Source organism: Shewanella sp. KX20019, assembly GCF_016757755.1.
Classification (GTDB): Bacteria; Pseudomonadota; Gammaproteobacteria; order Enterobacterales; family Shewanellaceae; genus Shewanella.
The window spans coordinates 1,380,029-1,404,328 of record NZ_CP068437.1 but is presented as its reverse complement, the minus strand read 5'-3'; the positions used below and the strand labels follow the sequence as shown (position 1 = coordinate 1,404,328).

The window sequence follows — 24,300 nt, the reverse complement described above, 5'->3', positions numbered from 1 at the left end:
ACTTTAGTGAGTCTGTTCAAGCAACTTCTGGATCTCTAGGCCCAAGGTTCTAAATGTCAGGATGCGGCTAGATGTCTGACGCCAAACAAGACCAATATCTCTATAGGGTGTTTCGCCAGGCGGCGCCATCGTTACCAAATCAGTATTACTTAAAATCCCTGCATCTATCGCCATCTGCGGTAAGAATGTGGTGCCCAACTTACAATTCACCATCTGCACTAGAGTATGCAAACTTGTCGCCGCAAACGGATTAATTTTAGTGCTCTCAGCTAACTGACATGCGCTAATAGCATGGCCAGTAATACAATGTTCGGCTTGTAACAAGAAAATACTCTCATCTGGCAAATCTTGATAATCAATCGGCTCATGGATCTCGTCCGTTAGCTCTTCATGCACGACCATTTTGAACGGGTCTATACCCACTTTCATACTATGGTAACCGCTGGTATCTACGGGCAATGCTAGTAGCAGTAGATCCAGCTCACCTTTACCCAATGCATCGACCAGTCTGTCGGTGGTGTCCTCTTTTAACAACAAAGTCAGATTAGGATAAACTTCATTACAGTGCTGAACCACTCTGCTTAATAAAAATGGAGCAATCGTGGGGATACAGCCCAAGCGGATTTCGCCAGTCATGGGTTCACCTTGATGCTTAACCAGTTCGACTAAATCATCAACATCCGTTAGCAATTTTCGTGAACGCAACACCACCTCTTCACCAATGGCAGTGAAGATAAATGATTTGTGATCACGCTCAATAAGTTGATGCCCTAATTGTTCTTCAAGGTTCTGGATCCCGCTTGAGAGCGTAGACTGGCTAACATGGCAAATTTTAGCAGCACGATTAAAGTTTTGTTCTTGATGTAAATTGACCAAATAAAACAGGTTTTTTAGACTCGGAAGATGTTTCATAAAGCAGATTACCAATGACGTTATTTATCGAAAGGTTCTATTTAACTCTATCACACTTTACCATGCCTTCACTTTAATAACGGCAGTAGAGTGTGAAGCAGCGCAAACTGTTTTTTGAACACAATCATGAGTAAAAAAAATGGCGCTGTTTAGTTACCTAAACAGCGCCATCTCAATATTTGCATTAGAGCTTATGCTTTTGACTCTAGATATAACTTTAATTCTTGCAGATCGCTAGGGCCATGGTTAACAATTTCGTTTAACCAAGCTGAATGGTCATTGTCCCATGCAGCTTCTTCACCGTGCTGTAATAACTGCGCAAACTGTTGAATGCGCTTTAAGCCTACAGAACCAGCAGCTCCCTTAAACTTATGAGCCTCACTGCATAGTGTATCTTTATCTTTCGCTTCATATGCGTTAACTAGATTGCCAACATATTCTGGCATTAGCTGTTCAAACAATACGACACTTTTAAGTAGCGTACCTGCGCCAATTGCACTGCAGTACTGCTCCAGTGTATTAAGATCCAAAATTGATTCTAATTCAGCTGTTGCCATCTAGGCACCTCTCAAAATGTTTGCCGTGTATTTAAAAGACGATTTTACCACATAATACCCGCTAAAATGGTGGGCGCAACTACTAGTGACATATGTAGCTAAATTCATTGCCAATTTAACCTTTTATTAACCTAGATTTAATCAAAAAGCATCACTAATTGCCAAATGTAGCGATTTTTACCCCGGGAGATTTAACAGTATTACAATCCACTTAAGTCACCTTTGCTCGAACTATAGCTAAACTGCTGCCCTGCGCACCTTTAGCTTTCAAATCATCGACAATAGCCACTAAACCATCCCAACGAAAAGCACACCAATCTGGTGCTAATAACATAGGTTTTTTCGCATAAGCTGTCACTCGATGGAAGATAATATCTACAGGAGTACGGCGGATTAACTCTCCCACGCTATAGGCATAATCCTCTATGGCTAACAGATCCATTTTATCGTTGCGCCAGGCTTTAGCCATGGTACTACCTTCTACAATATGTAGCGGGTGCAGCTTTAACCCATCAACACCCGCGTCCAACACTTTATCTAACGTATTGAGGTAATCAGCATGGCCTTCACCAGGTAAGCCCAAAATCAGGTGAGTACAGACTTTAATACCTTTTTCTCGGGCGCGCTTTACTGTATCTGCATAGGTTTCAAAATCATGACCGCGATTGATCTTCTTTAGGGTTCGATTGTTCGCCGTTTGCAATCCCAACTCTAACCAAACATCTAGCCCTTGTTGCTGATATTCAGCCAAGAGGGTAATCACTTCATCTGGCACACAATCGGGACGCGTGCCGACACATAAGCCGACAATATCGCTGTCTTGTATCGCTTCATCGTATTTCTGCTTTAACACTAAATACTCGTCATAAGTACTGGTGTACGCCTGAAAGTAAGCAATGTACTTAGAGGGTTTAGTTGAAAGTCGCTCACGGCCTTGGCTTAACTGCGCAGGTATCGACAGTTCAGTTTTGTGCTCATGGCTAAACGAGGCTACGTTACAATAGGTGCATCCACCTTTGCCAAGTGTGCCATCTCGGTTTGGACAGGTAAATTTAGCGTCAATTGTCAGCTTACGGATCCGCTCCCCATATCGCTGCTTACATACACTGCCAAACGTATTAACGTAACTATCCAAGCCCAAAGCAAACCACCTAACCTAAAAATTTGCGCCATTCTATTCATTTGTGCAGATCATTAATTAGCGCTAGCTCAAATAACCGTAATTTCGTTGCAATCTTTATCCTGTACACATTACCTGAGTAATTATATTAGCTTATGCATAATTAGTCAGACCCTAAAGTGACTATCATTTCACTGTATTTGCAATAAAAATCACTTTCTGTAAATAGGCTACAATCACCACAGTTGTTACAACCAGGTAAACAAAAACAAACGTAAAATTTAAAATTCTTTTTATTCATAAGGTTATACAGGCTTTTTCACAGTTTACGTAAAGGTAAACCTTATGGAACAAGCGTATGAATTAACTAGTTTAGTGTAAATGTTATGCAATAAATTGGTTTGACCTTTAGTGCGCTTAGGGTTAATTTGATTGATTCGGGTGCATATATATAGATATTTTGTGCTTTATCTCCCGAGTAGTATCAGTTGAAGTTAGGGAGTGTACCAATGAGCTTATATCATCCAAGTTTTGAACGGGACAATTGTGGTTTTGGGCTTATCGCTCAAATGGACGGTGAAGCGAGTCACCGTATAGTACGTACCGCGATTCAGGGATTGGACCGCATGAAACACCGTGGTGGTATTGCCGCAGATGGACGTACCGGTGATGGTTGTGGATTATTGATGCAACTGCCTACGGAATTTTTTAAAGCAATTGCTGTGGAGAATGATTGGCATTTAAGCCGCCGCTTTGCTGTGGGAATGCTTTTTCTTAGCCAAGATGAAGAGCAGGCATCACAAACCAAACACCTACTAGAGCAAGAGTTACAGAAAGAAACCTTGAGTGTTGCAGGTTGGCGAGATGTGCCAGTTAATTCTAACGTCTTAGGTCCTATCGGCAAGTCAAGTCAGCCACAAATAGTTCAAGTACTGATTAATGCCCCCATTGGTTGGCGCGAAAAAGACTTGGAACGCCGCCTCTATATGGCAAGACGCCGCGTAGAGCAGCAACTGAGCCATGATAAAGATTTCTATATTGCCAGTTTGTCTGGTCAGGTCATCGTCTATAAAGGCTTGATGATGCCAGCAGATCTGCCCTCATTTTATAGCGACTTGGCCGATATACGCCTGCAAAGTGCTATCTGTTTATTCCACCAGCGCTTCTCTACCAATACCTCACCGAAATGGCCATTGGCACAGCCATTCAGATATTTGGCCCACAATGGTGAGATCAATACCATAGCCTGTAACCGTCAATGGGCAAGAGCCCGTGCCTACAAGTTTCATGCGCCGCTATTGCCTGACTTACAGCAAGCCGCGCCATTCGTGAATGAAACCGGTTCAGATTCATCATCATTAGATAATATGCTAGAGATGCTACTTGCCGGTGGTATGGACTTGTACCGTGCCATGCGCTTGCTTATTCCACCAGCATGGCAGAGTAATCCAGAAATGGATGCCGAGTTAAAAGCATTCTACGACTTTAACTCTATGCACATGGAACCTTGGGATGGCCCTGCCGGAATTGTAATGACTAATGGCCGCCATGCAGCGTGCGCCGTCGATCGTAACGGTTTGCGCCCATCACGCTACGTCATCACTAAAGACCGTATTTTAACTCTGGCCTCAGAGGTTGGTATTTGGGACTACGCGCCAGATGAAGTGATTGAGAAAGGCCGTGTTGGCCCAGGTGAACTACTGGTACTCGATACCTTAAATGGTCAGCTGTACTCTTCATTTGAGATTGATAACGACCTTAAGCGTCGCCACCCATACAAAGAGTGGATGGCTAAGAACAGTAGAATACTCAAGCCTGCAGAAGACTTTGGTCCGAGCGAGCAAGGCTCACGCGAATACAGTGACGAGCAGCTGCTGCAATATCAAAAGCAGTTTGGTTATTCCCGTGAAGAGCTAGAACAAGTTATTTGGGTGCTGGCGCAACGAGGCGAAGAAGCCACAGGCTCAATGGGCGATGATACGCCAATGGCCGTGTTGTCGAAAAAGTCGCGCACTATCTACGACTACTTCCGCCAAAAGTTTGCTCAGGTAACCAATCCACCCATCGATCCGTTGCGTGAAAAACATGTAATGTCACTCACCACCTGCGCCGGTCGTGAGCAAAACTTATTTAATGAAACCACTGGCCACGCTTATCGCGTAATGTTCAACTCACCGGTGCTGCTGTTTAGCGACTTTAATCAGCTAATGGCATTAGATAGCACCTACTATCGCGCTAACACCATCGATCTCAATTACGACTTAAGCGAAGGCCTTGAAGCCGCGGTTAAACGTATTTGTGATGAAGCAGAGCGACTGGCCAGAACAGGTACCACACTGCTGGTATTGTCAGATCGCGCCACCGCTAAGTCTAAGCAAGTTATTCCAGCAGCTATGGCTGTCGGCGCCGTACAGCAAATACTGGTTAATAAGAGCCTACGCTGCGACACCAACATTATTGTAGAGACCGCATCGGCGCGTGATCCACATCATTTTGCGGTACTGCTTGGCTTTGGCGCCACCGCCATCTACCCATACTTGGTGTATGAGTGCATCTCAGATCTCGCTAAACGTAATGGCGTTGAAAACACCCGCGACCTGATGCTCAACTTCCGCCAGGGCATAGACAAAGGTCTGCGTAAGATCATGTCGAAGATGGGCATTAGTACCGTAGCCTCTTATCGTTGTAGTCAACAGTTCGAAGCGGTAGGCCTAGCCGATGAAGTGGTTGAGTTGTGTTTTAACGGCGTGATTAGCCGTATTCAAGGTGCCAGTTTTGCCCTGATTGAACAAGACCAGCAACTATTGCATAAAAATGCCTTTAGAGCGCATCAGCAACTGCCCCAAGGCGGACTACTCAAATACGTTGAAGGTGGCGAATACCACTGCTTCAACCCAGATGTGGTTAACACCTTGCAAGCGAGTCTTCGCGACCAAGATTATGTCAACTACAAACGCTTTACTGAATTAGTTGATAATCGCCCTATTGCCACCTTAAGAGACTTGATTGAAGTTAAAGGTGAACTGCCACCAGTTGATGTTGCCAACGTCGAGGCCGCAAAAACTCTGTTCACTCGCTTTGATAGCGCAGCCATGAGTATTGGCGCACTTAGCCCAGAGGCTCACGAAGCATTAGCGGTGGCAATGAACCGTCTTGGCGGTCGCTCAAACTCAGGTGAAGGTGGAGAAGACCCACGTCGCTTTAACAGCGAAGGTAACTCAGCCATCAAGCAAATTGCCTCTGGCCGTTTTGGTGTCACAGCGCATTACTTGGTTAACGCCGAAGTATTACAAATCAAAATAGCCCAAGGTGCTAAGCCCGGTGAAGGTGGACAGCTACCGGGTGACAAGGTTAGCGTAGAAATTGCCGCGCTGCGTAATGCACGTCCTGGTGTCACACTAATTTCTCCGCCGCCGCATCACGACATCTACTCGATTGAAGATTTGGCCCAGCTGATCTTTGATCTAAAACAGATAAACCCTAAGGCCTTAGTCTCGGTGAAACTGGTATCTGAGCCAGGCGTCGGCACTATCGCCACCGGTGTAGCAAAAGCTTACGCCGATATGATCACCATTTCAGGTTATGACGGCGGCACAGGGGCTAGCCCAATTACCTCGGTAAAATATGCCGGAAGTCCATGGGAGCTGGGCCTTGCAGAAGTGCACCAGTCGCTAGTAACTAACGGCTTACGCCATAAAATTCGCTTACAAGTCGATGGCGGTTTAAAAACCGGTAAAGACGTGATTAAGGCTGCACTGCTTGGCGCTGAAAGTTTCGGTTTTGGTACAGTGCCTATGATTGCACTGGGGTGTAAATACCTACGTATTTGTCATCTCAACAACTGTGCTACCGGCGTCGCGACCCAAAACAAGCAACTGCGTAATGAGCATTACCACGGCTTGCCTGAGCGAGTAATGACTTACTTTGAGTTTGTCGCACAAGAGATCCGCGAGTACATGGCGGACTTAGGCGTCACTGAGTTTGAACAACTGGTTGGCCGTAGTGATTGGTTAGCGGCATTAGAGGGCGAAACTGCTAAGCAGCAAGGTTTGGATCTATCGCCAATTCTATATCGTCCGCAAGTGCCTGCAACATCGGCTGTAACATGGCAAGAGACCAATCCACCATCAGACCTTGGCACATTAAATCAACGTCTTGTTGAAGATTGCAAAGAGGCGGTATTAGCGGGCGAATCCATCTGTGAGATGTTCAACATCAACAATACCGACCGCTCAGTGGGTGCTAGCCTTTCGGGTTACATCGCAACCCATGCAGGCCGTGATGGTGCTAAATCACCAATTACACTTAAATTTAACGGCAGTGCTGGCCAAAGCTTTGGCGTATGGAACGCTCCAGGGCTTGAGTTATTGCTCTGCGGCGACGCTAACGATTACGTCGGCAAAGGCATGTCAGGCGGTAAGATCTGCGTGTATCCGCCGCTGGGCAGCCCATTCAAGTCTGAGCGTTCAACCATTTTAGGTAACACCTGTTTGTACGGCGCATCAGGCGGTAAGTTGTTTGCATCGGGTCAAGCCGGCGAGCGTTTTGCGGTGCGTAACTCAGGCGCGATTGCCGTGGTTGAAGGGTTAGGTGATAACGGTTGTGAATACATGACCGGCGGCATCGTGGTGGTACTGGGTAAAACCGGGGTGAACTTCGGCGCAGGTATGACAGGTGGCTTTGCTTATGTATTTGACCAGTTCGGCCGCTTTAATCGCCGCGTCAATACTGAGATGGTCGACACCCATAAAGTGCAGTCAACGATTCAGCAGCAACATCTACGCGAGTTGATTGAGCAGCATGTTAAAGAGACCAACAGTGAACACGCCAAGATGATCTTAAGTGATTTCGAGAACTGGATAGATTGCTTCATTTTAGTGAAACCAAAAAATGTTGAGCTAAGCGATCTGTTAAAGTTAACGCCATCAGCACCTGCACTAGCAGTCAGAGCGGGGTAAGTAAAAATGAGCAATGATTTTCAGTTTATTGAAGTTGGGCGCAAAGACCCTACTAAACACGCTGCCAAGCAACGTGCGACGCAATTTATCGAGATATACCAGCCTTTTGCTCAGCAACAGGTACAAGAGCAATCTGACCGCTGTCTTGATTGCGGTAACCCCTATTGCGAGTGGAAATGCCCACTGCATAACTACATCCCGAATTGGCTGCAACTCGCCAAGCAGGGGCGTATTATGGAAGCCGCAGACTTAGTGCACGAGACCAATACTCTGCCCGAGATCTGTGGCCGTGTATGCCCACAAGACAGACTGTGTGAAGGGGCTTGTACCCTTAACGAAGAGTTCGGCGCCGTAACCATCGGTAATGTGGAAAAATACATTACCGATACCGCGATATCTCAAGGCTGGCGCCCGGATATGAGCAAAGTGACCCCGCGTAAAGAGCGCGTCGCCATTATTGGTGCAGGCCCTGCGGGTCTAGGTTGCGCCGACATACTCGCCCGTAACGGTGTGCAGGCTGTGGTTTATGACAAAAACGTGCAGATTGGTGGTCTACTGACTTACGGTATCCCCTCGTTCAAGCTCGACAAAGAGGTGATGCAAGTTCGCCGCAACGTGCTTGAAGGCATGGGCATCGAATTTAAGCTCGGCGTGACCGTCGGTAAAGATATCGATTTTAAAGAGTTGATTGAAAACTACGATGCGGTTTTCCTCGGTATGGGGACCTATACCGCGATGAAAGCTAACCTTGTTGGCGAAGATGCTCAAGGCGTACATCAAGCACTGCCCTACCTTATCGGTAACACCCATAATGTGATGGGCACTGAGTGCAGCGACAACCCTTACCTCAGCCTTAAAGGTAAGCGAGTGGTGGTACTCGGTGGTGGGGATACCGCCATGGATTGCGTTCGTACAGCAGTGCGTCAAGGAGCAACTAAAGTGACTTGTGCCTATCGCCGTGACGAAGCCAATATGCCCGGTTCACGCCGCGAGGTGCAAAATGCTCGCGAGGAAGGGGTTGAATTTCTCTTTAACCGTCAGCCAAGCGAGATTAAAACAGTCGATGGCAAAGTGGTCGGTATTGAGTGCATTGAAACTCAGCTCGGTGAAGCCGATGCCAGTGGTCGTCGCCGTCCAGTGCCGATTGAGGGCAGCGAACAGGTTCTTGAAGCTGACGCCATCATTATCGCCTTTGGTTTCCAGCCTAGCCCTGCCAAGTGGTTAGCTGACTTTAATATCGAGCTCAATGATTGGGGTTTAGTTAAAGCACCAAAAGTCGCCGACAATCCATTTCAAACCAGTAACCCGAAAGTGTTTGCCGGAGGCGATATGGTCCGAGGGTCTGATTTAGTGGTCACCGCGATTGCCGAAGGTCGCGATGCCGCGCTCGGGATCCTCAACACCTTCGAAGATTAAGCGTTAAGTTCTACAGTTTGTGATTGGCGCTCCGAATGGAGCGCTTTTTTTTGCGTAAAGACTAAAGAGTGAGCAAGCTGCATTTATCGCTCACATAATGTATTCCAGGCTGATGTTGCTGCGACATCACCATTTCGAAAACCAATATAGGTATTAAGTTTCTTAGTGATCTCGCTCTGATGCTCAGGTTCCGTAGAAGTCGGTATCTCAATCAGGTGCAATCCGCCTGCCGTTGCGGTTTGTACAAGACTATCGATTAACTGCCCAGTCGTTTCACATAAGTGACCCTGTCCACCATAGGCAGAGATCAATAATTTAGGGTCAAACTCAAGGTGGTTACACTCATATACCGGCGCATCTCCAGCCTTACCCAAATGAAAGATATTGTTGCGCATATAGATAATGGTGACATTCGCACCGAGCTTCTGCAGATTGATTAGCTCATTGGCTTGGAAGTTAAACCCCCCATCTCCAGTTAACACCAGTACAGGTTGGCTACTATCCACTTCAGCCAGCTGATCTGCAATTGCTCGAGCATAGGGCAAACTTGTTCCCATTGCAGCATACCAAGGATTAGCCAGGTAACTTCGGCCAATATCACTCGATAGCACCTCAAGTTCAAAGCTAGCAAATAAGGAGTTGCCGACTTCAGGAACAAATATATAGGGCTTAAATAATGCTTGCTGCGCTAAGTTTATGGTCGCCGCCAAGTTATGATACCCGAGTAAAACGCTTGCTGTTTTGGCAGCGGCAACAGTGCTTGAGGGCTCAACTAGCAATGTTCTGGGTGCTAAAGCGGCAGATTGAAGGTAAGTCATCACCACAGAGATATCTTGCTCCCATTTCGATGTCCCTTTAAGCATGGTTTTATTGGGATGACTATCCACGGCGTGAGTTTGGCTGCTAAAGGCATTGTTGGTATCACTTGGGGAAATAGCCGTTGCCAGCTCAAGCACGTAATCCGCGACTGACTCGATATAGGCTTTTCCCTCAATGTCGCTAAATGCACCGTTATAGCTGCCTAAACAGAGGGGGTCGCTTTCATCCAGCATCCCTTTGCCAAACCAACTCGTTGCATAGGGCAAACCTAACTGCTGACAAAATGAGATTATTTGCTCGAGTAGCTCTTGATTTAATCTCAGTTTTTCCCCTAGAAAGACCAAAGGAGATCTAGCTTGAGCTAATTTAAATTCAATCTCTCTCGCAATTAGCTCGGCACCACTTAAACTCAAGGGCTGCACTCGCCTTAGCTGAGTAACATGCTTAGGTAGATGTAAAGACTGTGTCGGCTGACTGATTAAATCTCGTGGGATCTCAATAAATACTGGTTGGCGGTTCAAGTATGCATAAGTGAGCAGCTCTAGACACTGCTCAGCCGCAATATTGGGTTGGCCACTGTGTCTTTGCCCTTGAAGACGCTCTGCGCGGATCCCAAGCGCTCGAAAGGCGTTGAGTGCCGCATCGAGATCGGTAGCCCATGCCGTATGCGGGTGGACACTGTGATGCAGTGCATGGCTGTTTATCTCATTTTCCCCTGGCGCACCGGAGATAAAAACCACGGGTAACCCTTCGGTTCTGGCCAATGCTGCAGCACTGATACAAGGTAAGCTACCGACCGTATAGGTCGTCATACAAACGCCTAATGGGTTTAACTCTGCCTGAGCGCAGGCGCTAAAGCCGGCATGCATCTCGTTGCTCGACGGTAATACTTCCACATAAGATTCCAGCGCATTAATTAAATTCGCCACGAAATCACCACCAACGCCATAGGTTCGCTTAACCCCAAAAAAAGCGAATAGCTCACCTAAACTTGCGCCTAAAAGGGGCAGTTGACGGTAATATTCATTGCCAAAATTTTGTTCGATTGATGTCGCCACAAGCCACCCGCTGTTCATAATAATGTCGGCAGGCTAGTTGTTATTAGGCTCATAGAGCTTGATCGAGATCATTTATAGAAAAATAAGCAGCAAGGTGAAACTGGAAAGCCAAGCTTACAAAGCGGATCATTCTCAATATCAATCTTACCTGAAGATGCAGGATTCAGGAGGATGGGGATATAAATGGCAAGCTAAAGACGTAGACTCAGCTTTACACCTTACCGAAGAGGAACTTCAACTATTTTCAATAGAGTTGCCGCAGATGAATACCGGTAAAGCAGTGAAATAGTGAGATTGGGGATGTAGACCACTTCCCCTTAGGATTAGCAGAGAAAAGTGTTCTTAAAGCTGTCGGTTGCGCGGCAACGATTCCTATTTGTTAGAGCTAAGATTCTAACAAATGACGCTTTAACCTTGGAATATGCTCTACTTGTTAAATGGAAACTTCACTGCGAATCAGCGCTCCTCTTGACCTTGGCCATAGTAACTTTCTACTGAAGTTCATCAGTCAAGCTTAGTAGGCAACTCAACACTCACCATTAAGGCTGGGGGTCTGTAAATTCAACATTGAATTCACGATTAGAAAACTCATTTTTTGAACAAATGTGATGTAATCGCTTTAAACGGAATCTTTCTGCAAATGATTTGCAGTTATTTAAACATATAGTCGTATTCAAACTTGATTAGTTTTCCTTTTTCTTCGCTACCAGAGTAATCGCTGCCAGGTTTTGTTGGTATTTATTAAACACCTTACGCATACCAATGACCCGCGCCCGCGCATCAGGCTTAGTAAGCAGGTTTTTGGCAATCTTGAGAAAACCCATCACACCTTCATCGTCGATCATTCGCTTCGGTTCCAGCAAGTGCATAGGTGCAACCGCTTCAAATTCAATCTCAAAACCATTATCCAGCATCAGTTGTTTCCACTCTGCCGGCGTTACGGGTTTTGCAGGATGCTGAATCGTCTCAGAAACCTCCCTCTGGATGGCACGTTTTACACTGGGATCAATACTATCCGGGGAGATGCACAGCTCATGGATACCATAGCGCCCGCCCTGCTCCAGAATTCTCGACGCTTCAGCAATAATTTCATTTTTTCGGCTATCAGATTGCATGGTTAGCATTGCCTCACCATAAACAACCGTCGCGACCCCCTCTTCAAGTCCTGTTTGCTGGGCATTTCCTACCTTGCACTGCTGCTCTGCGCCCTTTAAATAGGATCGAACAATATCAGCAGCTTGCTCATTCTGCTCAATCGCAGTGTAACTTAGCGGCGCCTTTTCCAGACAAAGGCGTGCTGTATACCCCATGCCCGGAGCAAACTCTACGACACGATCAACAGGGGATATTTTTAACGCCTGCAACATTTTTTCAGTGAGTTCTTTACCACCGGGACGAAGCACCTTTTTACCTAACTGAGCAAGTACCCAATGCCCCGGGGTTTTTGATACATTTCTGTTTTCATTTGGCATAGCCAGCTTTTCTGACATATCGACTCCTAGGCAAAAAGTACAACAGGGATCAATATAGCCATCGTCGCTATAAAGCTTATCCATCGAAAAGCAGGGCTTATCGTTTTCATAGCAGCTCCTTTTACGTGTTGCACTATTATTAATAATGATTATCATTTGCACTATATCTTACGTAAGAAGGTTCACCGCTTGATTATTATCAAGCCAAGGAATTTAACGTGCCGGAATCCATCATCTCTTTACTTGATAAACAGCAAAAAAAGCAGTTATTTGAAAGCCGCAAAAAGGTCGAGTACAGCTCGGGCTATCAGCTTTTTAATCAGGGAGACAGTGCAGACAACATGTATCTGGTGGATAAAGGCAAGGTTTCAATATATCGCCTGATGCCAAATGGCGATGAGAAACTATTCAAGGTGTTTCTGGCCGGAGAGCTTATCGCAGAGATGGCGATGTTTATGCAGCCAAGAACCTATCCTATGAGTGCCCGAATCGAGCAGGACAGCGAACTCTCCGCGTTTTGTTACCAGAGTATTCTCAGTATCGTATCGAGCTCACCAGAGGTTTCGGTGAAGGTAATGGCATTTATGAGTAATAAAATCTGCCAGCTAATGGATACGATGAACATTCTTACTCAGGTGAACGCTAACCAGAGACTGGTAATGAAACTTGCAGATATTTACCGCTCACAAAATATCAAGCAGGGCCGCGTCTCCCTATTGGTCACTAAGAAGTTGCTGGCGACGCAGTTAGGTATGACTCCCGAAACGCTTTCAAGAGCAATAAAAAAACTCAAAGCCGGTGGCCATATCATTGAATCGGGTAATAATATGACGCTGATTGATATCCCGTCCCTATGTAAATCTGTGGATTTAACCCCTGACATTTTTAGCACATAGCAATGTTGTCAAAGAAGGCCTTAACGTTTAATTTCACTGACGATTTACGTCCGAATTAGACCAGTCCCCAACCTTGGTTTATGACTAATTGGTAGAATATAAGGTTAAATTTTACTCTGACCCTGTACGATCCCCATACTCAGACCCCACTTACTCAAAACGGAGCCCAAAGCTATCGAATAACACCAATTCCCCATCGGAGTTGCCGAAGTGCGTAGACAAAAATGCTGTAGAACCATCATGGGCTTTCTCGTGCATCCATGCACTTCAAGACATTCAGGCATCCTGCCTATCAGATGATGGTTCAGGCTCGGGGGTACATGGCCGTTCATTGGCATCCGTGCCATCACGGCATTCGTGAATCCATTCACATCAGATGTACAATCTGAGGCGTTAGGCGATTTTTGTTGAAGTATGAGGCCTGTACTCAACGCATGTAACTTCGTCGGGGCGGCAGGGACTCTTTATGAAAGAATTAGGCAAGAGGGGGTTGCTGTTGATCCCCTTTTGGCCGAGTGTGAGCTGAAAGCTCACGACCTTTATCAAACGAAGTTTGATTATCTCAGCCTCGGATGTGGGCGAAGCGCCACGACTCACCTCGGCCGTAAGGCCGCAGCTTTAATCACGAATAGTAGAACACCCAATTATCTAAACCTTTACCAACAACGTTCAACCTATGAGTAGACTAACCAAAAGGATATTAGCACCCTTGCTAAAAAACAAACCAATTGGTGCGTTTCCCATGCTAAGCTTTTATCTAAATCACAGCCTCTTTAAACCGCTACGCGTATATTCGACCCTATGAACAAACTAAGCCGAAATGAAAGACTGACTGTTATCTTAAAACTGCTCAGCGAACATAAAACCTTATCAAATGCACAACTTGCCAAGTTACTGCAGGTAACGCCAAAGACCATTCGTTGTGATCTGGTGTACCTAGAAAGCGAGCAACAAGTGATAAGGACACATGGTGGTGTTCAAATTTCTGCACAATTTGATGCCGATAAATATTGCCTGGATAGTTTGCTCTCTCAACTAACCTCCAGCAACACCTTATCGGGTCTTATGTCCCAGACTCCCATTAACAATAGGGTCAACAAAATGAATAATAAGGTTTTTATACTCGGTTCCTTTAACGTCGATATCGTCTCTACATTGGAACGATTCCCACAACCCGGTGAAACACTGCATTCACTGAGTAACAATATCGGCGCTGGTGGCAAGGGCGCAAACCAAGCCTACGCCGCAGCCAAAGCGGGCGCGAGCGTTACCTTCATGACCAAGATAGGCAAAGATCAGTTCAGCCACTTTGCCAAAGAGCATCTCGCCAGCACAGGCATAGAAAAAACCATTATCGTCGAATCCGATATCAGCCCCACCGGTAACGCGCTTATTTATGTTTGTGAAGCCACTGGCGAAAACATGATTGCGGTGCACTCTGGTGCTAATACCGAAGTCACCCAAGATGAGGTTTTACAGGCCGAGCAACATATTATCGGTGCTAACCTGCTACTGACGCAGCTAGAGAACAATATCGACGCCATCGAGCAAACGATGCAGATAGCCCATGCCCACGGGGTTAAAGTGGTACTGAATCCCGCGCCCTATCATGACGACACCCCATCATTATTAAAGTATGTCGATGTGATCACTCCCAACGAGACTGAAGCCTCTTTAATGACGGGCATTGAAGTGAACAGCCTTAACAGCGCCAAACTGGCGGCACAGAAGATTAATCAGATGGGCGTTAATACCGTGGTTATCACCCGTGGCGCGCAAGGTGTGTTGCTGTATGAAAACGAGCGTTTCAGCGAAGTTGCCGCGATAAAATGCGTAGTCACTGATACTACGGGTGCAGGCGATGCCTTTAACGGCGCACTAGTGGCGCAAATGGTAACCGGAGCCAAACTATTCGAAGCGGCAAAATACGCTAATGCATACGCATCTTTGGCAGTTGAACGTGAAGGTGCGGCGAATATGCCAGATGCTAGCTTAGTTGCTGCACGGCTATAGCGGCTTTTAGCAAACAGATAACTCCTCTCAATAAAAAAGCGTAGTGCTAAGCACTACGCTTTTTTGTTCTACTTACTCTTACAGAGTGCTTTTACCAAATGCTCCTAAAAGAGCTTTACTAAAACCCTTTTAAAGCCCACTTGGATTCAGACCACTACGCCTTTTTATGGCTGTAATCGATAATGCTCTGGCGGTAAATGTCTAGTAGTTCGGCATCTTTCACCGCAACTCCCACGCGCTGAGATGGCTGGGTTTCCCATTCATCATGCATATAAATTCGACCATCAAACTTCTGTACCGTCATGCCCTCAGCGGGGCCATCGGTGATTACGCGAACTGGCCCCTCTCTTAAGGTAAACAGCTCAGGCTTTATCACATAGGCAATTGCTGACGGGTCGTGCACATGGCAAGCATCTAAACCGACCTTCTCTTTATAGAACTTAAGGTAGAAACGGCTAACATCCCAGATGAATTGGCCGACGTCACCTGCATCATCACGTAACTTATCTAGGTACTCTGCCGTGAAGAAGCTTTGCTCAGTAACATCGAGTCCAATAATCACTACTGGCCAAGAAGCGCCAAACACGATGTCGGCGGCATGGGGGTCGTCATGAATATTCGCTTCAGCATAAGGGGTCACATTGCCACGGTGATCATTAACACCAAATGCGCCGCCCATGATGACAACTTCTTTAACTAAATTGACAATATTAGGCTCGGCTTGCAGCGCTAAGGCCAAGTTAGTTAATGGGCCGATAGCCACAATAGTGATCTCATTCGGCTCTGCCGTTACTGCATCGATAATATATTGATATGCAGGACGAGAGTCTGCCTTACCTTCAACCTCGGCTGGCACTTGAACATCACCGAAACCGCTCTCGCCGTGTACTGCAACAGTAGGGCCAACTGGAGGTCTAACCAAGGGCTTGCCTGCACCTTCGGCTATATCGGCTTCAAAGCCATATTTCTGTTTCAGATAAAGCGCGTTGTGGGTCGCGCCTGCAATGGTCACATTGCCGTATATTGTGGTGATGGCTTTGAGCTCAATCTCCGGATGCGCTTCAGCGAACAGGATCGCCATAACATCATCAATACCCGGATCTGTGTCTAGTATTATTTTTTTTACCATTGAATCTATCATCCTGTTAATTGGTATATCAATTGATACATGTTTCATTCTTTAGCTCCCTGCTTAGGGTTAAAAGAAGGTAAAGAATGCATTAATAAAAAGTCTAGCAGCTTAAGCATGCTTATTGAGCATCGACTTAAGCACCATAGGTAAGTTATCGCCTATTGCTGCAAATAAGTGTTAGCTCATACCCTACTCCAGATAGCTAAATATGCGAGTGGAGCCAAAAAATTATACGAGTAGAACCAAACAATGAGTGTGATAGATGCGCTAACTTCCGCAAAAAAGAGAACAACTAAGTTCGTTTAACCCAAGGTATCGTCTACCAAGTCTCAAAACCGGCCTGGGCAAATACGAGCTCCTCACACGGCTAGCGCTGAATGCGTCGTTTAGGTGTTCGCCATAGCGTTATCGCGCTAATGGCAGTCGATTGGTGAGTTTAAGCTACCCATATTGCTAGCACCAATACAGATGAAATGCCAAACCAAAATAGTCGATAACATAACTAGCTTTCTAACCGATATTAACGCTCAGTGTCTATTCAATTTTATCCCTGCCGCTTTCAATATAGTCGCAGCAAAATAGCTCTAGAAAGCGGAGAGGTAAGGAGTAAAAAAATTTAAGATGTTGAATCTGCGACTTCATTCAGGAAAGTAGTTTTGAGCTAGCGACTTGGTATCTGACCTACTTGCATATACAGACGACGATTTTAAAAATGACGTCGTCCATGTAACTCAACAACCTCACTGTCTGAGCACGCTTTACTTTGTTATATGCAGCAGTTCACTCATCACCACACAAAAAATCACGCAGCACTAAGCGACTGGCGCCTGCTATAGAGATTGTAAATGGCTTTTAGCACTAGTGCTAAAATACAAAATTTAACTGCCATGGTTCACTTAGAGCAAAGCTATATAATAACTAAAGCTTAATGCGAAATGGATGAGGTAGAGACACCTCATCCAATTTAATTAGAGCTCGTTATTTCACGGTTCGTCGACGTAACATGACTAATGACAGACCAATCAAGCTTAGCAATCCAGTACTACCACCTGAATCATTATCACTCTTTGTAGGTTCCACACTAGCTTTACTTATTATGATATCGGTACTAGTCGCACCTTGATTACCTTTTTCATCGCTAACTGTCAGCGTCACCTCGTACTCTCCCGTAACAGCAAAGTAATGAATAGGATCTTTTCTATCAGAGCTTGAGCCGTCGGCAAACTCCCACAGATAAGACACTATCTCAGCATCTCCCGCTTGAGTACCCTCACTTGAAAATGCTATCGCTTCGCCAATTTCTGCTTCGCCAACAACGACTATGTTCGCCGTTGGTGATTTTGAAGCTGCTACAGTTACTTGTGCTGTAGCAATACGACTGGCACCAAAGTTATTGGTCACCGTTAGCGTTGCAGTATAAACCCCAGCATCGGCGTAAGTGTGCAGTGGATTACTTTCTATACTCTTGACACCATCTCCAAACTCCCACAAGTAACTTTCAATAATCCCACTGTCATAATTAGACCCTGCACTACTAAAGCTAATTGGGTCTTTATCTACACCTGCATAGGGACCATTAGCATTGGCAAGCGGCATTTCAGACCAAGGTAGGTCGTAAGTGACGAGGAACTTGGCACCACTATAATCTTTGTAGGGGTCGATCATAACACTGTATAGGCCGCCAACTTCAACCGCTGGCACTACTGGCTCGCCGTCTGAACCTAATGCGAGCTCATCAAATATACAGTCTTCCAGAATGCCAGGAGCTGAATATGGCAAGCAATCGTTACCATCTTCATCCATGATAACGCCGGTACCGATTTTAACAGCCATATCAGGGTCGCCATCGTAGCCATTAGGAATCTGAAAATTAACGCGAACTGCAGCTTCAGGTATGCTGAATTCGTAGAGTTTCGGCTCGTCACCGTTATTAGCTTTTATGTCTTCGGTTAGCAGCTTTACTCGGGTACAACCTTCACAAAGGGTTGGATCGTCCAAAGCGACGATACGTAATCTCGCATTAGAGTACTCACTAAAAGCATGCACAGTTGTATAATACGTACCCGGAGTAGGCGCAAAAACTTTAACAAACTCTGGGCTACCACCAGCGGCAAAAGAGGTAAAGTCAGTGGTCCAATTATCATCGTCACCTAAAACGGCTTCAGTACCGAAACGAACGTACATATCAGGGTCTTCGGTGTAGTTGTCTAAAAAGACAGCAAGCAGTTCAACACTCTCATCAACAACAACAGGGTAATGTGTAATGCTATCTTTATCAGCAGCGAGTTCCGTGGCTTCAAATAGCAGCGTGCCCTCAGGCATTTCGTCCAAACCGCTGCCGTCCCATTCATGCTCTCCGATGGCAGCATATTCGCCAAGGCCAGTTGCGATTAGGTTGTCATCGCTCCACAATGTGCGTCGTGCCGGATGATGCAGAGCCGCCGTAGTACGCTTATTCTGATCTTGGGTGAACATAGCGTAGTTGTCGGAATAATGCATAAAGTTTTCGGTGTTAGTGTTTTGACCAAGGCAGTTTTTGTAATTGTCTTGATAACCACTCCAGTCCACCTGTGGGGTATCACAGACGTTATCACCAGATAAACCACAAAATAGTGCATCTTCAGTCGAGCAACTCTCACCATTAAAGGTATGCTTTAGGTTTAGCCAATGACCGAATTCGTGCGTCAGTACCGAGCGAAAGTTCTCCCCATAAGGAACGTCTCGACTTCCACCTCTTACTTCAGCATTTGTGCCGAGGTAAGCCCCATTGTAAACCACACGAGCAAGATTTTTGTCTGACATGTCTTCCGATGGGTACCAAGCAACACCAGAGTTGGTTTTACTGCCATCGTTATACAAGTCATGCTGTACGTACACATTCATGTACTTGTAATTATCCCAAGCATCAGCTGCGATTGCTGCATTAATGTCGGCTTTATCACTATCTCCATAACCAGAGATCAAACCGTCGTTATGACGGATAATGCCGTTAGTGGGGTTGCCATCAGGGTCAACCTTTGCCAGCACAAACTCCACATTAAGATTACTTCGAATCTCCTGAAACTCAGCCAATATGGGGCCGTCCAGCGTATTAAGACCCTGTATGTCCTCGTTGGTCTTATTGAGGGCATCGATAAGAGTCTCGTCAGTCACACAAGTGTAACTGTCATCATCAGCAGTACAGTTGTGTACATCTTGACCATATACATGTACAACAACCGGAATGTAGTAGCGATTTTCAGCTGCCATTGGATCGACAGCATTCAACTGTGCCACAGAGCTTTTAGCTACATCTAGCCCGGCTTTTTTTGCATCCAATTTTTGAAGTTGCTGGGGAGTGAAGTTGCTAGACTGCCAAAGTTGGCCGTTCTCGTCCGTACCACAGCTAATCACTGAAGAGCTAGCTGAGTTAGCTCCATTTATGTTCGCTTGAGAAGTATCGCCTGCATACGATAGCAATGGCAGAGTTGCGGCCATTAATCCAATAAAACGGGTGTTCATGAGTATTCCTTAAAATGTAATTTGATTACAAGGTCTATTGGTTATTCAGACTTATAATTAGTCTTTTGATGATTTTGATGTTCTCTCACTTACCGAAGTGATCAACTTTCAACATCAAGGATACTGTATACTTTATTCAAATCAATTGTAAGCAAAATGTTACGCACCAGTTAACCACTCGTGTTAACGCGCCCTATTTTAACTCAATAGCAGCCATAGTTAATGGCACCTCACACCTCCATCCAAATTAGAAAGACCAGTTGATGTCGGCTCGCTATAGCGCCCAGAAAAATACTCACTTGCATTGATACCGCTTCCATGCGGCTAATTCGCAATTTAGTCCAAACCTAAAAATTATAGAAAGATTTCGGTTGAAACTAATTTTTACTCAAACTTTATTTTCCCCTTACTTATCTGTTTTGGATAATTATCAGCCACTAGTTTTGTTTGTTATTAAACAAAGACTTGCGACACCACCACTCCAAGCATAAATCAGCAAAATAAATCCGTGACACAAGTCTCAAATTTTAATAAAGGTTGATACTTACAGCTCTAACCATTAGAGTTGTTATTAATTGAACGTTCAATTAACAATTAAACGTACAAAATAGCTAACATTTAGCCAATAATAATAGTGCTCAGGATCCCCTCTTTTATGCCGCGCCCACCAATGAAAACAGTCCGACAGCAACAGCTCATAGACGCTACATTAGTCTCTGTTGAGCAACATGGTTTGCATAACACCACCATCAATACCATTAGTGGCTTGGCAGGATTATCATCGGGATTGATTAGCCATTACTTTGGCGGTAAACAGGGGTTAATCGAGGCGACGCAGAAATACCTACTCGATCAGCTGAAACAGGCCTTATTGAGTAGAACAGCAGATAAAAATCTGCTGCCACTGGCGAGGTTACACGCGATTGTTGAAGCCAACTTTACCGAGCTACAACGCTCTCGACCGGCAACAAAAACCTGGTTGAGCTTTTGGTCGCAAGCGATGCACGAGCCAGGACTGGCTAGATTGCAACATATCAACAGTCAACGTTTATACAGCAACCTTTTGTTCTCTTTTAAAAAACTACTTCCTCAAGATGATGCCACCGCTGCTGCTAAACAGACCGCAGCGATGATCGATGGCTTTTGGTTACGTAGTGCATTAAGTCACTCTCCAGCGAAAGAGTTCGAACAGGCCCAAATATTATGTAAAGCCTTTATCGAGGCCGTTATCATGCAGTACGGAGCAAATCGATGTCATTAGTTGTTTACCCAAATTACGTCCACGGGCAGGCGCTCTCCAATGAAACAGGCGAAACCTTTGAAGTCATCAATCCAGCCAATGGTGAAGTGAGCTACTTAGTCGAAATCGCCGATGAGAAGATCCAACAAGCCGCCATTAAAAGTGCCAAATTAGGTTTTGAAACTTGGTCAAAGATGACCGCTATAGAACGTAGCCGCATCTTGCTTAAAGCCGTTGCGCTACTTCGAGAACGTAACGATGAGCTAGCCGCCATTGAAGTACAAGATACTGGTAAGCCATGGCAAGAAGCCTCAGTGGTTGATGTTGTTACCGGAGCAGACTCTATTGAGTTTTTTGCCGGACTAGCCCCAAGTATCGAAGGCAATCAACAAACCGTTGGTGATGATTTTTATTACACTCGCCGCGAACCTCTGGGCATTTGTGCCGGCATTGGCGCCTGGAACTACCCATTACAGATAGCATGCTGGAAGTCAGCGCCTGCGCTTGCTTGCGGAAATGTGATGATCTTTAAGCCATCGGAAGAAACTCCACTGGGCGCATTAAAGCTGGCTGAAATCTTTAGCGCCGCAGGCATTCCCGATGGCGTATTTAATGTGGTACAGGGAGATGGCCGTGTCGGCGCTTGGCTTACTCACCATGAAGACATTGCTAAAGTGTCTTTCACTGGTGAAGTTGGCACCGGTAAAAAAGTGATGGCCGCAGCGGCAAGTTCACTTAAAGATGTCACCATGGAACTTGGCGGCAAATCACCGCTAATTATCTTTAATGACGCCGATATCGACAACGCTGTTTCAGCCGCCATGCTAGGCAACTTTTATACCCAAGGCGAGATCTGTACTAACGGCACCCGAGTGTTTGTGCAGCAAGATATCTACCCTCGCTTTATTGAAAAACTACTGCAACGCACCAGAGACAACATTGTTTGTGGCGATCCTATGGATCCAGAGACTAACTTTGGCGCGTTAATTTCAAAAGCGCATCAACAAAAAGTGCTTAGCCTTATTGAAATTGGCAAGCGTGAAGGTGCTGAGCTACTTAGCGGTGGCCACGCACTCACCCCAGACAACAGCCCTAACGGTTACTTTGTTGCACCAACTATTTTTGGTCAATGCACCGATGAGATGACTTTGAGCAAAGAAGAGATCTTCGGCCCAGTAATGTCAGTACTGCCTTTTAGCGATGAAGATGAAGTCATTAGCCGCGCCAATGACACCCGCTTAGGCTTAGCCGCTGGGGTATTTACCCAAGACATTACTCGCGCCCATCGCGTTATTCATCAAATGCAGGCAGGCATTTGCTGGATTAATGCCTATGGTGCATCACCTGCTGAAATGCCAGTAGGCGGTTTTAAGATGTCTGGTATTGGCCGTGAAAATGGCAGTGAAACACTCAAAGCTTACACCCAAATCAAAGCCGTATATGTTGGTATGCAGCCTCTTGAAAGTCCATTTTAAGGAGCTAACATGACCCAATCTAATAACTCAGAATATGATTACATTATTGTCGGTGCTGGCAGCGCAGGTTGTGTGCTGGCTAACCGTTTATCGGCAGATGCGAGTAACAAGGTATTGTTACTCGAAACGGGTGGTAGCGATAAAAGCATCTTTATTCAGATGCCCACGGCGCTTTCAATTCCAATGAATACGGGTAAGTATGCTTGGCAGTTTGAAACTGAAGCTGAGCCACATCTTGATAATCGTCGTATGCATTGCCCACGCGGTAAAGTATTGGGCGGCTCGTCATCGATTAACGGTATGGTCTATGTACGTGGTCATGCGCGGGATTTCGATGAATGGCAGCAAGAGGGTGCTAAAGATTGGGATTATGCCCACTGCCTCCCCTACTTCAAAAAAGCGGAAAGCTGGGCTTTTGGCAAAGATGACTATCGTGATGTTGACGGACCTTTAGCGGTCAATAACGGCAATAACATGAAAAACCCACTGTACCAAGCCTTTGTCGATGCGGGAGTGGATGCGGGTTATCTGGCAACGGCAGACTATAACGGCGCCCAGCAAGAAGGCTTTGGCCCAATGCACATGACCATTAAAAATGGCGTGCGCTGGTCAACATCTAACGCCTACTTAAGACCGGCAATGAAGCGTGAAAACCTCACCGTTATCACCCATGCTTTGGTGCACAAGGTGCTGTTTTCAACCAAAGCTGGTGAGAGTAAAAAAGCGGTTGGTGTTCATTTTGAGCGAAAGGGTAAGCAACTAGAAGTTAATGCCAATAAAGAAGTGGTGTTATCTGCAGGCTCTATTGGTTCACCACATATACTGCAACTCTCTGGTGTTGGCGCGGCAAAAACACTGGCGAGTGCAGGCATTGAACAGGTGCACGAGCTCCCTGGTGTTGGCGAGAACTTGCAAGATCACCTTGAGTTCTATTTCCAGTTTAAGTGCCTAAAACCAATATCACTTAATGGCAAACTTGACCCACTGAACAAGCTGTTTATTGGCACTCGCTGGATATTGAATAAATCAGGACTTGGCGCGACCAATCACTTTGAGTCTTGCGGCTTTATCCGCTCTAAAGCGGGTCTTGAATGGCCGGATCTTCAATACCACTTTTTACCTGCAGCGATGCGTTATGACGGTAAAGAAGCCTTTGCAGGTCACGGATTCCAAGTGCATATTGGCCATAACAAGCCTAAGAGCCGTGGTAGCGTTAAAGTAGTATCAAAAGATGCTCATGTTGCCCCGAGTATTCAGTTTAACTATCTATCGCATCAAGATGATATCGAAGGGTTCCGTGCTTGTGTGCGCCTGACTCGCGAGATCATCAATCAACCTGCGCTGGATGAATACCGCGGCGAAGAGATCCAACCGGGTACGGCGGTCGAAACCGATGAACAGATCGATAGCTTTGTTAGAAGCTCAGTTGAAAGCGCCTACCATCCATCATGCTCATGCAAAATGGGCGAAGATGCGCTGGCAGTCGTAGACTCGCAAACGCGAGTACACGGATTACAAAACCTGAGAGTGGTAGATTCTTCAATATTCCCTACCATTCCCAACGGCAATTTAAACTCACCCACCATTATGTTAGCGGAACGCGCCGCAGACTTGATTTTGGGTAAAGCACCACTTGCACCAAGTAGTGCGGCTGTTATTACCGCTAATGGCTGGCAACAGCAACAGCGGAATAAGGCACCAACAAGATAGCGCGTATAATTTATCAGTGCC

Annotated in this window: 15 protein-coding genes; 8 read left to right on the top strand and 7 right to left on the bottom strand. The window is 45.8% G+C overall.

Features of this window, described 5'->3' with window-relative positions; genetic code table 11:
* Positions 1 to 3: 3 nt before the first annotated feature.
* From oxyR to JK628_RS06125, 3 genes are all read right to left on the bottom strand, one after another.
* Positions 4 to 912: a hydrogen peroxide-inducible genes transcriptional activator OxyR gene (oxyR, locus tag JK628_RS06135; RefSeq protein WP_202288532.1), complete on the bottom strand. Its 909-nt coding sequence runs from the start codon at positions 910 to 912 to the stop codon at positions 4 to 6.
* Positions 913 to 1,103: 191 nt separating this feature from the next.
* The gene (locus tag JK628_RS06130; protein WP_202288531.1) at positions 1,104 to 1,469 is read right to left on the bottom strand and encodes an Hpt domain-containing protein; all 366 of its coding nucleotides are present in this window, start codon (positions 1,467 to 1,469) and stop codon (positions 1,104 to 1,106) included.
* A 211-nt stretch (positions 1,470 to 1,680) separates the two neighbouring features.
* On the bottom strand, positions 1,681 to 2,610 hold the full coding sequence (locus tag JK628_RS06125; RefSeq protein WP_202288529.1) for a TIGR01212 family radical SAM protein: 930 nt from the start codon (positions 2,608 to 2,610) through the stop codon (positions 1,681 to 1,683).
* A 488-nt stretch (positions 2,611 to 3,098) separates the two neighbouring features.
* On the opposite strand from JK628_RS06125, the gene gltB reads away from it, so the two are divergent.
* Entirely contained in the window at positions 3,099 to 7,547 is a 4,449-nt protein-coding gene (gene gltB / locus JK628_RS06120) for a glutamate synthase large subunit (protein ID WP_202288527.1), read from the top strand.
* 6 nt (positions 7,548 to 7,553) lie between these two features.
* Complete coding sequence (locus tag JK628_RS06115) at positions 7,554 to 8,963, top strand: FAD-dependent oxidoreductase (RefSeq protein ID WP_202288525.1); 1,410 nt, start codon at positions 7,554 to 7,556, stop codon at positions 8,961 to 8,963.
* Positions 8,964 to 9,046: 83 nt separating this feature from the next.
* Here JK628_RS06115 and JK628_RS06110 read toward each other — a convergent pair whose 3' ends face one another.
* The gene (locus JK628_RS06110; RefSeq protein ID WP_202288523.1) at positions 9,047 to 10,840 is read right to left on the bottom strand and encodes a thiamine pyrophosphate-dependent enzyme; all 1,794 of its coding nucleotides are present in this window, start codon (positions 10,838 to 10,840) and stop codon (positions 9,047 to 9,049) included.
* 58 nt (positions 10,841 to 10,898) lie between these two features.
* Here JK628_RS06110 and JK628_RS06105 point away from each other — a divergent pair, with 58 nt between their 5' ends.
* A complete protein-coding gene (locus JK628_RS06105; RefSeq protein WP_202288521.1) occupies positions 10,899 to 11,129 on the top strand; it encodes a hypothetical protein in 231 nt (76 codons plus the stop codon).
* A 394-nt stretch (positions 11,130 to 11,523) separates the two neighbouring features.
* On the opposite strand, the gene JK628_RS06100 is transcribed toward JK628_RS06105, so the two are convergent.
* Positions 11,524 to 12,330 (bottom strand): class I SAM-dependent methyltransferase, encoded by an 807-nt coding sequence (locus tag JK628_RS06100; RefSeq protein WP_202288519.1) that lies wholly within the window; start codon positions 12,328 to 12,330, stop codon positions 11,524 to 11,526.
* A gap of 200 nt (positions 12,331 to 12,530) precedes the next feature.
* On the opposite strand from JK628_RS06100, the gene JK628_RS06095 reads away from it, so the two are divergent.
* Entirely contained in the window at positions 12,531 to 13,208 is a 678-nt protein-coding gene (locus JK628_RS06095; protein WP_202288517.1) for a Crp/Fnr family transcriptional regulator, read from the top strand.
* A gap of 801 nt (positions 13,209 to 14,009) precedes the next feature.
* Positions 14,010 to 15,221: a PfkB family carbohydrate kinase gene (locus tag JK628_RS06090; RefSeq protein ID WP_202288515.1), complete on the top strand. Its 1,212-nt coding sequence runs from the start codon at positions 14,010 to 14,012 to the stop codon at positions 15,219 to 15,221.
* Between the two features lie 154 nt (positions 15,222 to 15,375).
* Here JK628_RS06090 and JK628_RS06085 read toward each other — a convergent pair whose 3' ends face one another.
* Positions 15,376 to 16,350 carry a nucleoside hydrolase gene (locus JK628_RS06085; protein WP_202289730.1) on the bottom strand — a complete coding sequence of 325 codons (975 nt, stop codon included), beginning with the start codon at positions 16,348 to 16,350 and terminating at the stop codon, positions 15,376 to 15,378.
* Between the two features lie 981 nt (positions 16,351 to 17,331).
* The gene (locus JK628_RS06080) at positions 17,332 to 19,854 is read right to left on the bottom strand and encodes a M43 family zinc metalloprotease (RefSeq protein WP_202288513.1); all 2,523 of its coding nucleotides are present in this window, start codon (positions 19,852 to 19,854) and stop codon (positions 17,332 to 17,334) included.
* A gap of 655 nt (positions 19,855 to 20,509) precedes the next feature.
* Between JK628_RS06080 and betI the strand changes: the two genes are divergently transcribed.
* From betI to betA, 3 genes are read left to right on the top strand one after another with little or no spacing between them, the layout of a single operon-like run.
* On the top strand, positions 20,510 to 21,115 hold the full coding sequence (betI, locus tag JK628_RS06075; protein WP_202288511.1) for a transcriptional regulator BetI: 606 nt from the start codon (positions 20,510 to 20,512) through the stop codon (positions 21,113 to 21,115).
* On the top strand, positions 21,106 to 22,569 hold the full coding sequence (betB, locus tag JK628_RS06070) for a betaine-aldehyde dehydrogenase (protein ID WP_202288509.1): 1,464 nt from the start codon (positions 21,106 to 21,108) through the stop codon (positions 22,567 to 22,569). The genes betI and betB overlap by 10 nt, the downstream gene beginning before the upstream one ends.
* A gap of 9 nt (positions 22,570 to 22,578) precedes the next feature.
* A complete protein-coding gene (gene betA / locus JK628_RS06065) occupies positions 22,579 to 24,279 on the top strand; it encodes a choline dehydrogenase (protein WP_202288507.1) in 1,701 nt (566 codons plus the stop codon).
* Positions 24,280 to 24,300 lie beyond the last annotated feature (21 nt).

What these genes read in the sequence shown, in the direction of transcription:
- oxyR (WP_202288532.1), bottom strand. Translation starts at nt 912, where the DNA reads ATGAAACATCTTCCGAGTCTAAAAAACCTGTTTTATTTGGTCAATTTA.
- JK628_RS06130 (WP_202288531.1), bottom strand. Translation starts at nt 1,469, where the DNA reads ATGGCAACAGCTGAATTAGAATCAATTTTGGATCTTAATACACTGGAG.
- gltB (WP_202288527.1), top strand. Translation starts at nt 3,099, where the DNA reads ATGAGCTTATATCATCCAAGTTTTGAACGGGACAATTGTGGTTTTGGG.
- JK628_RS06115 (WP_202288525.1), top strand. Translation starts at nt 7,554, where the DNA reads ATGAGCAATGATTTTCAGTTTATTGAAGTTGGGCGCAAAGACCCTACT.
- JK628_RS06100 (WP_202288519.1), bottom strand. Translation starts at nt 12,330, where the DNA reads ATGTCAGAAAAGCTGGCTATGCCAAATGAAAACAGAAATGTATCAAAA.
- JK628_RS06090 (WP_202288515.1), top strand. Translation starts at nt 14,010, where the DNA reads ATGAACAAACTAAGCCGAAATGAAAGACTGACTGTTATCTTAAAACTG.
- JK628_RS06085 (WP_202289730.1), bottom strand. Translation starts at nt 16,350, where the DNA reads ATGGTAAAAAAAATAATACTAGACACAGATCCGGGTATTGATGATGTT.
- JK628_RS06080 (WP_202288513.1), bottom strand. Translation starts at nt 19,854, where the DNA reads ATGAACACCCGTTTTATTGGATTAATGGCCGCAACTCTGCCATTGCTA.
- betI (WP_202288511.1), top strand. Translation starts at nt 20,510, where the DNA reads ATGCCGCGCCCACCAATGAAAACAGTCCGACAGCAACAGCTCATAGAC.
- betB (WP_202288509.1), top strand. Translation starts at nt 21,106, where the DNA reads ATGTCATTAGTTGTTTACCCAAATTACGTCCACGGGCAGGCGCTCTCC.
- betA (WP_202288507.1), top strand. Translation starts at nt 22,579, where the DNA reads ATGACCCAATCTAATAACTCAGAATATGATTACATTATTGTCGGTGCT.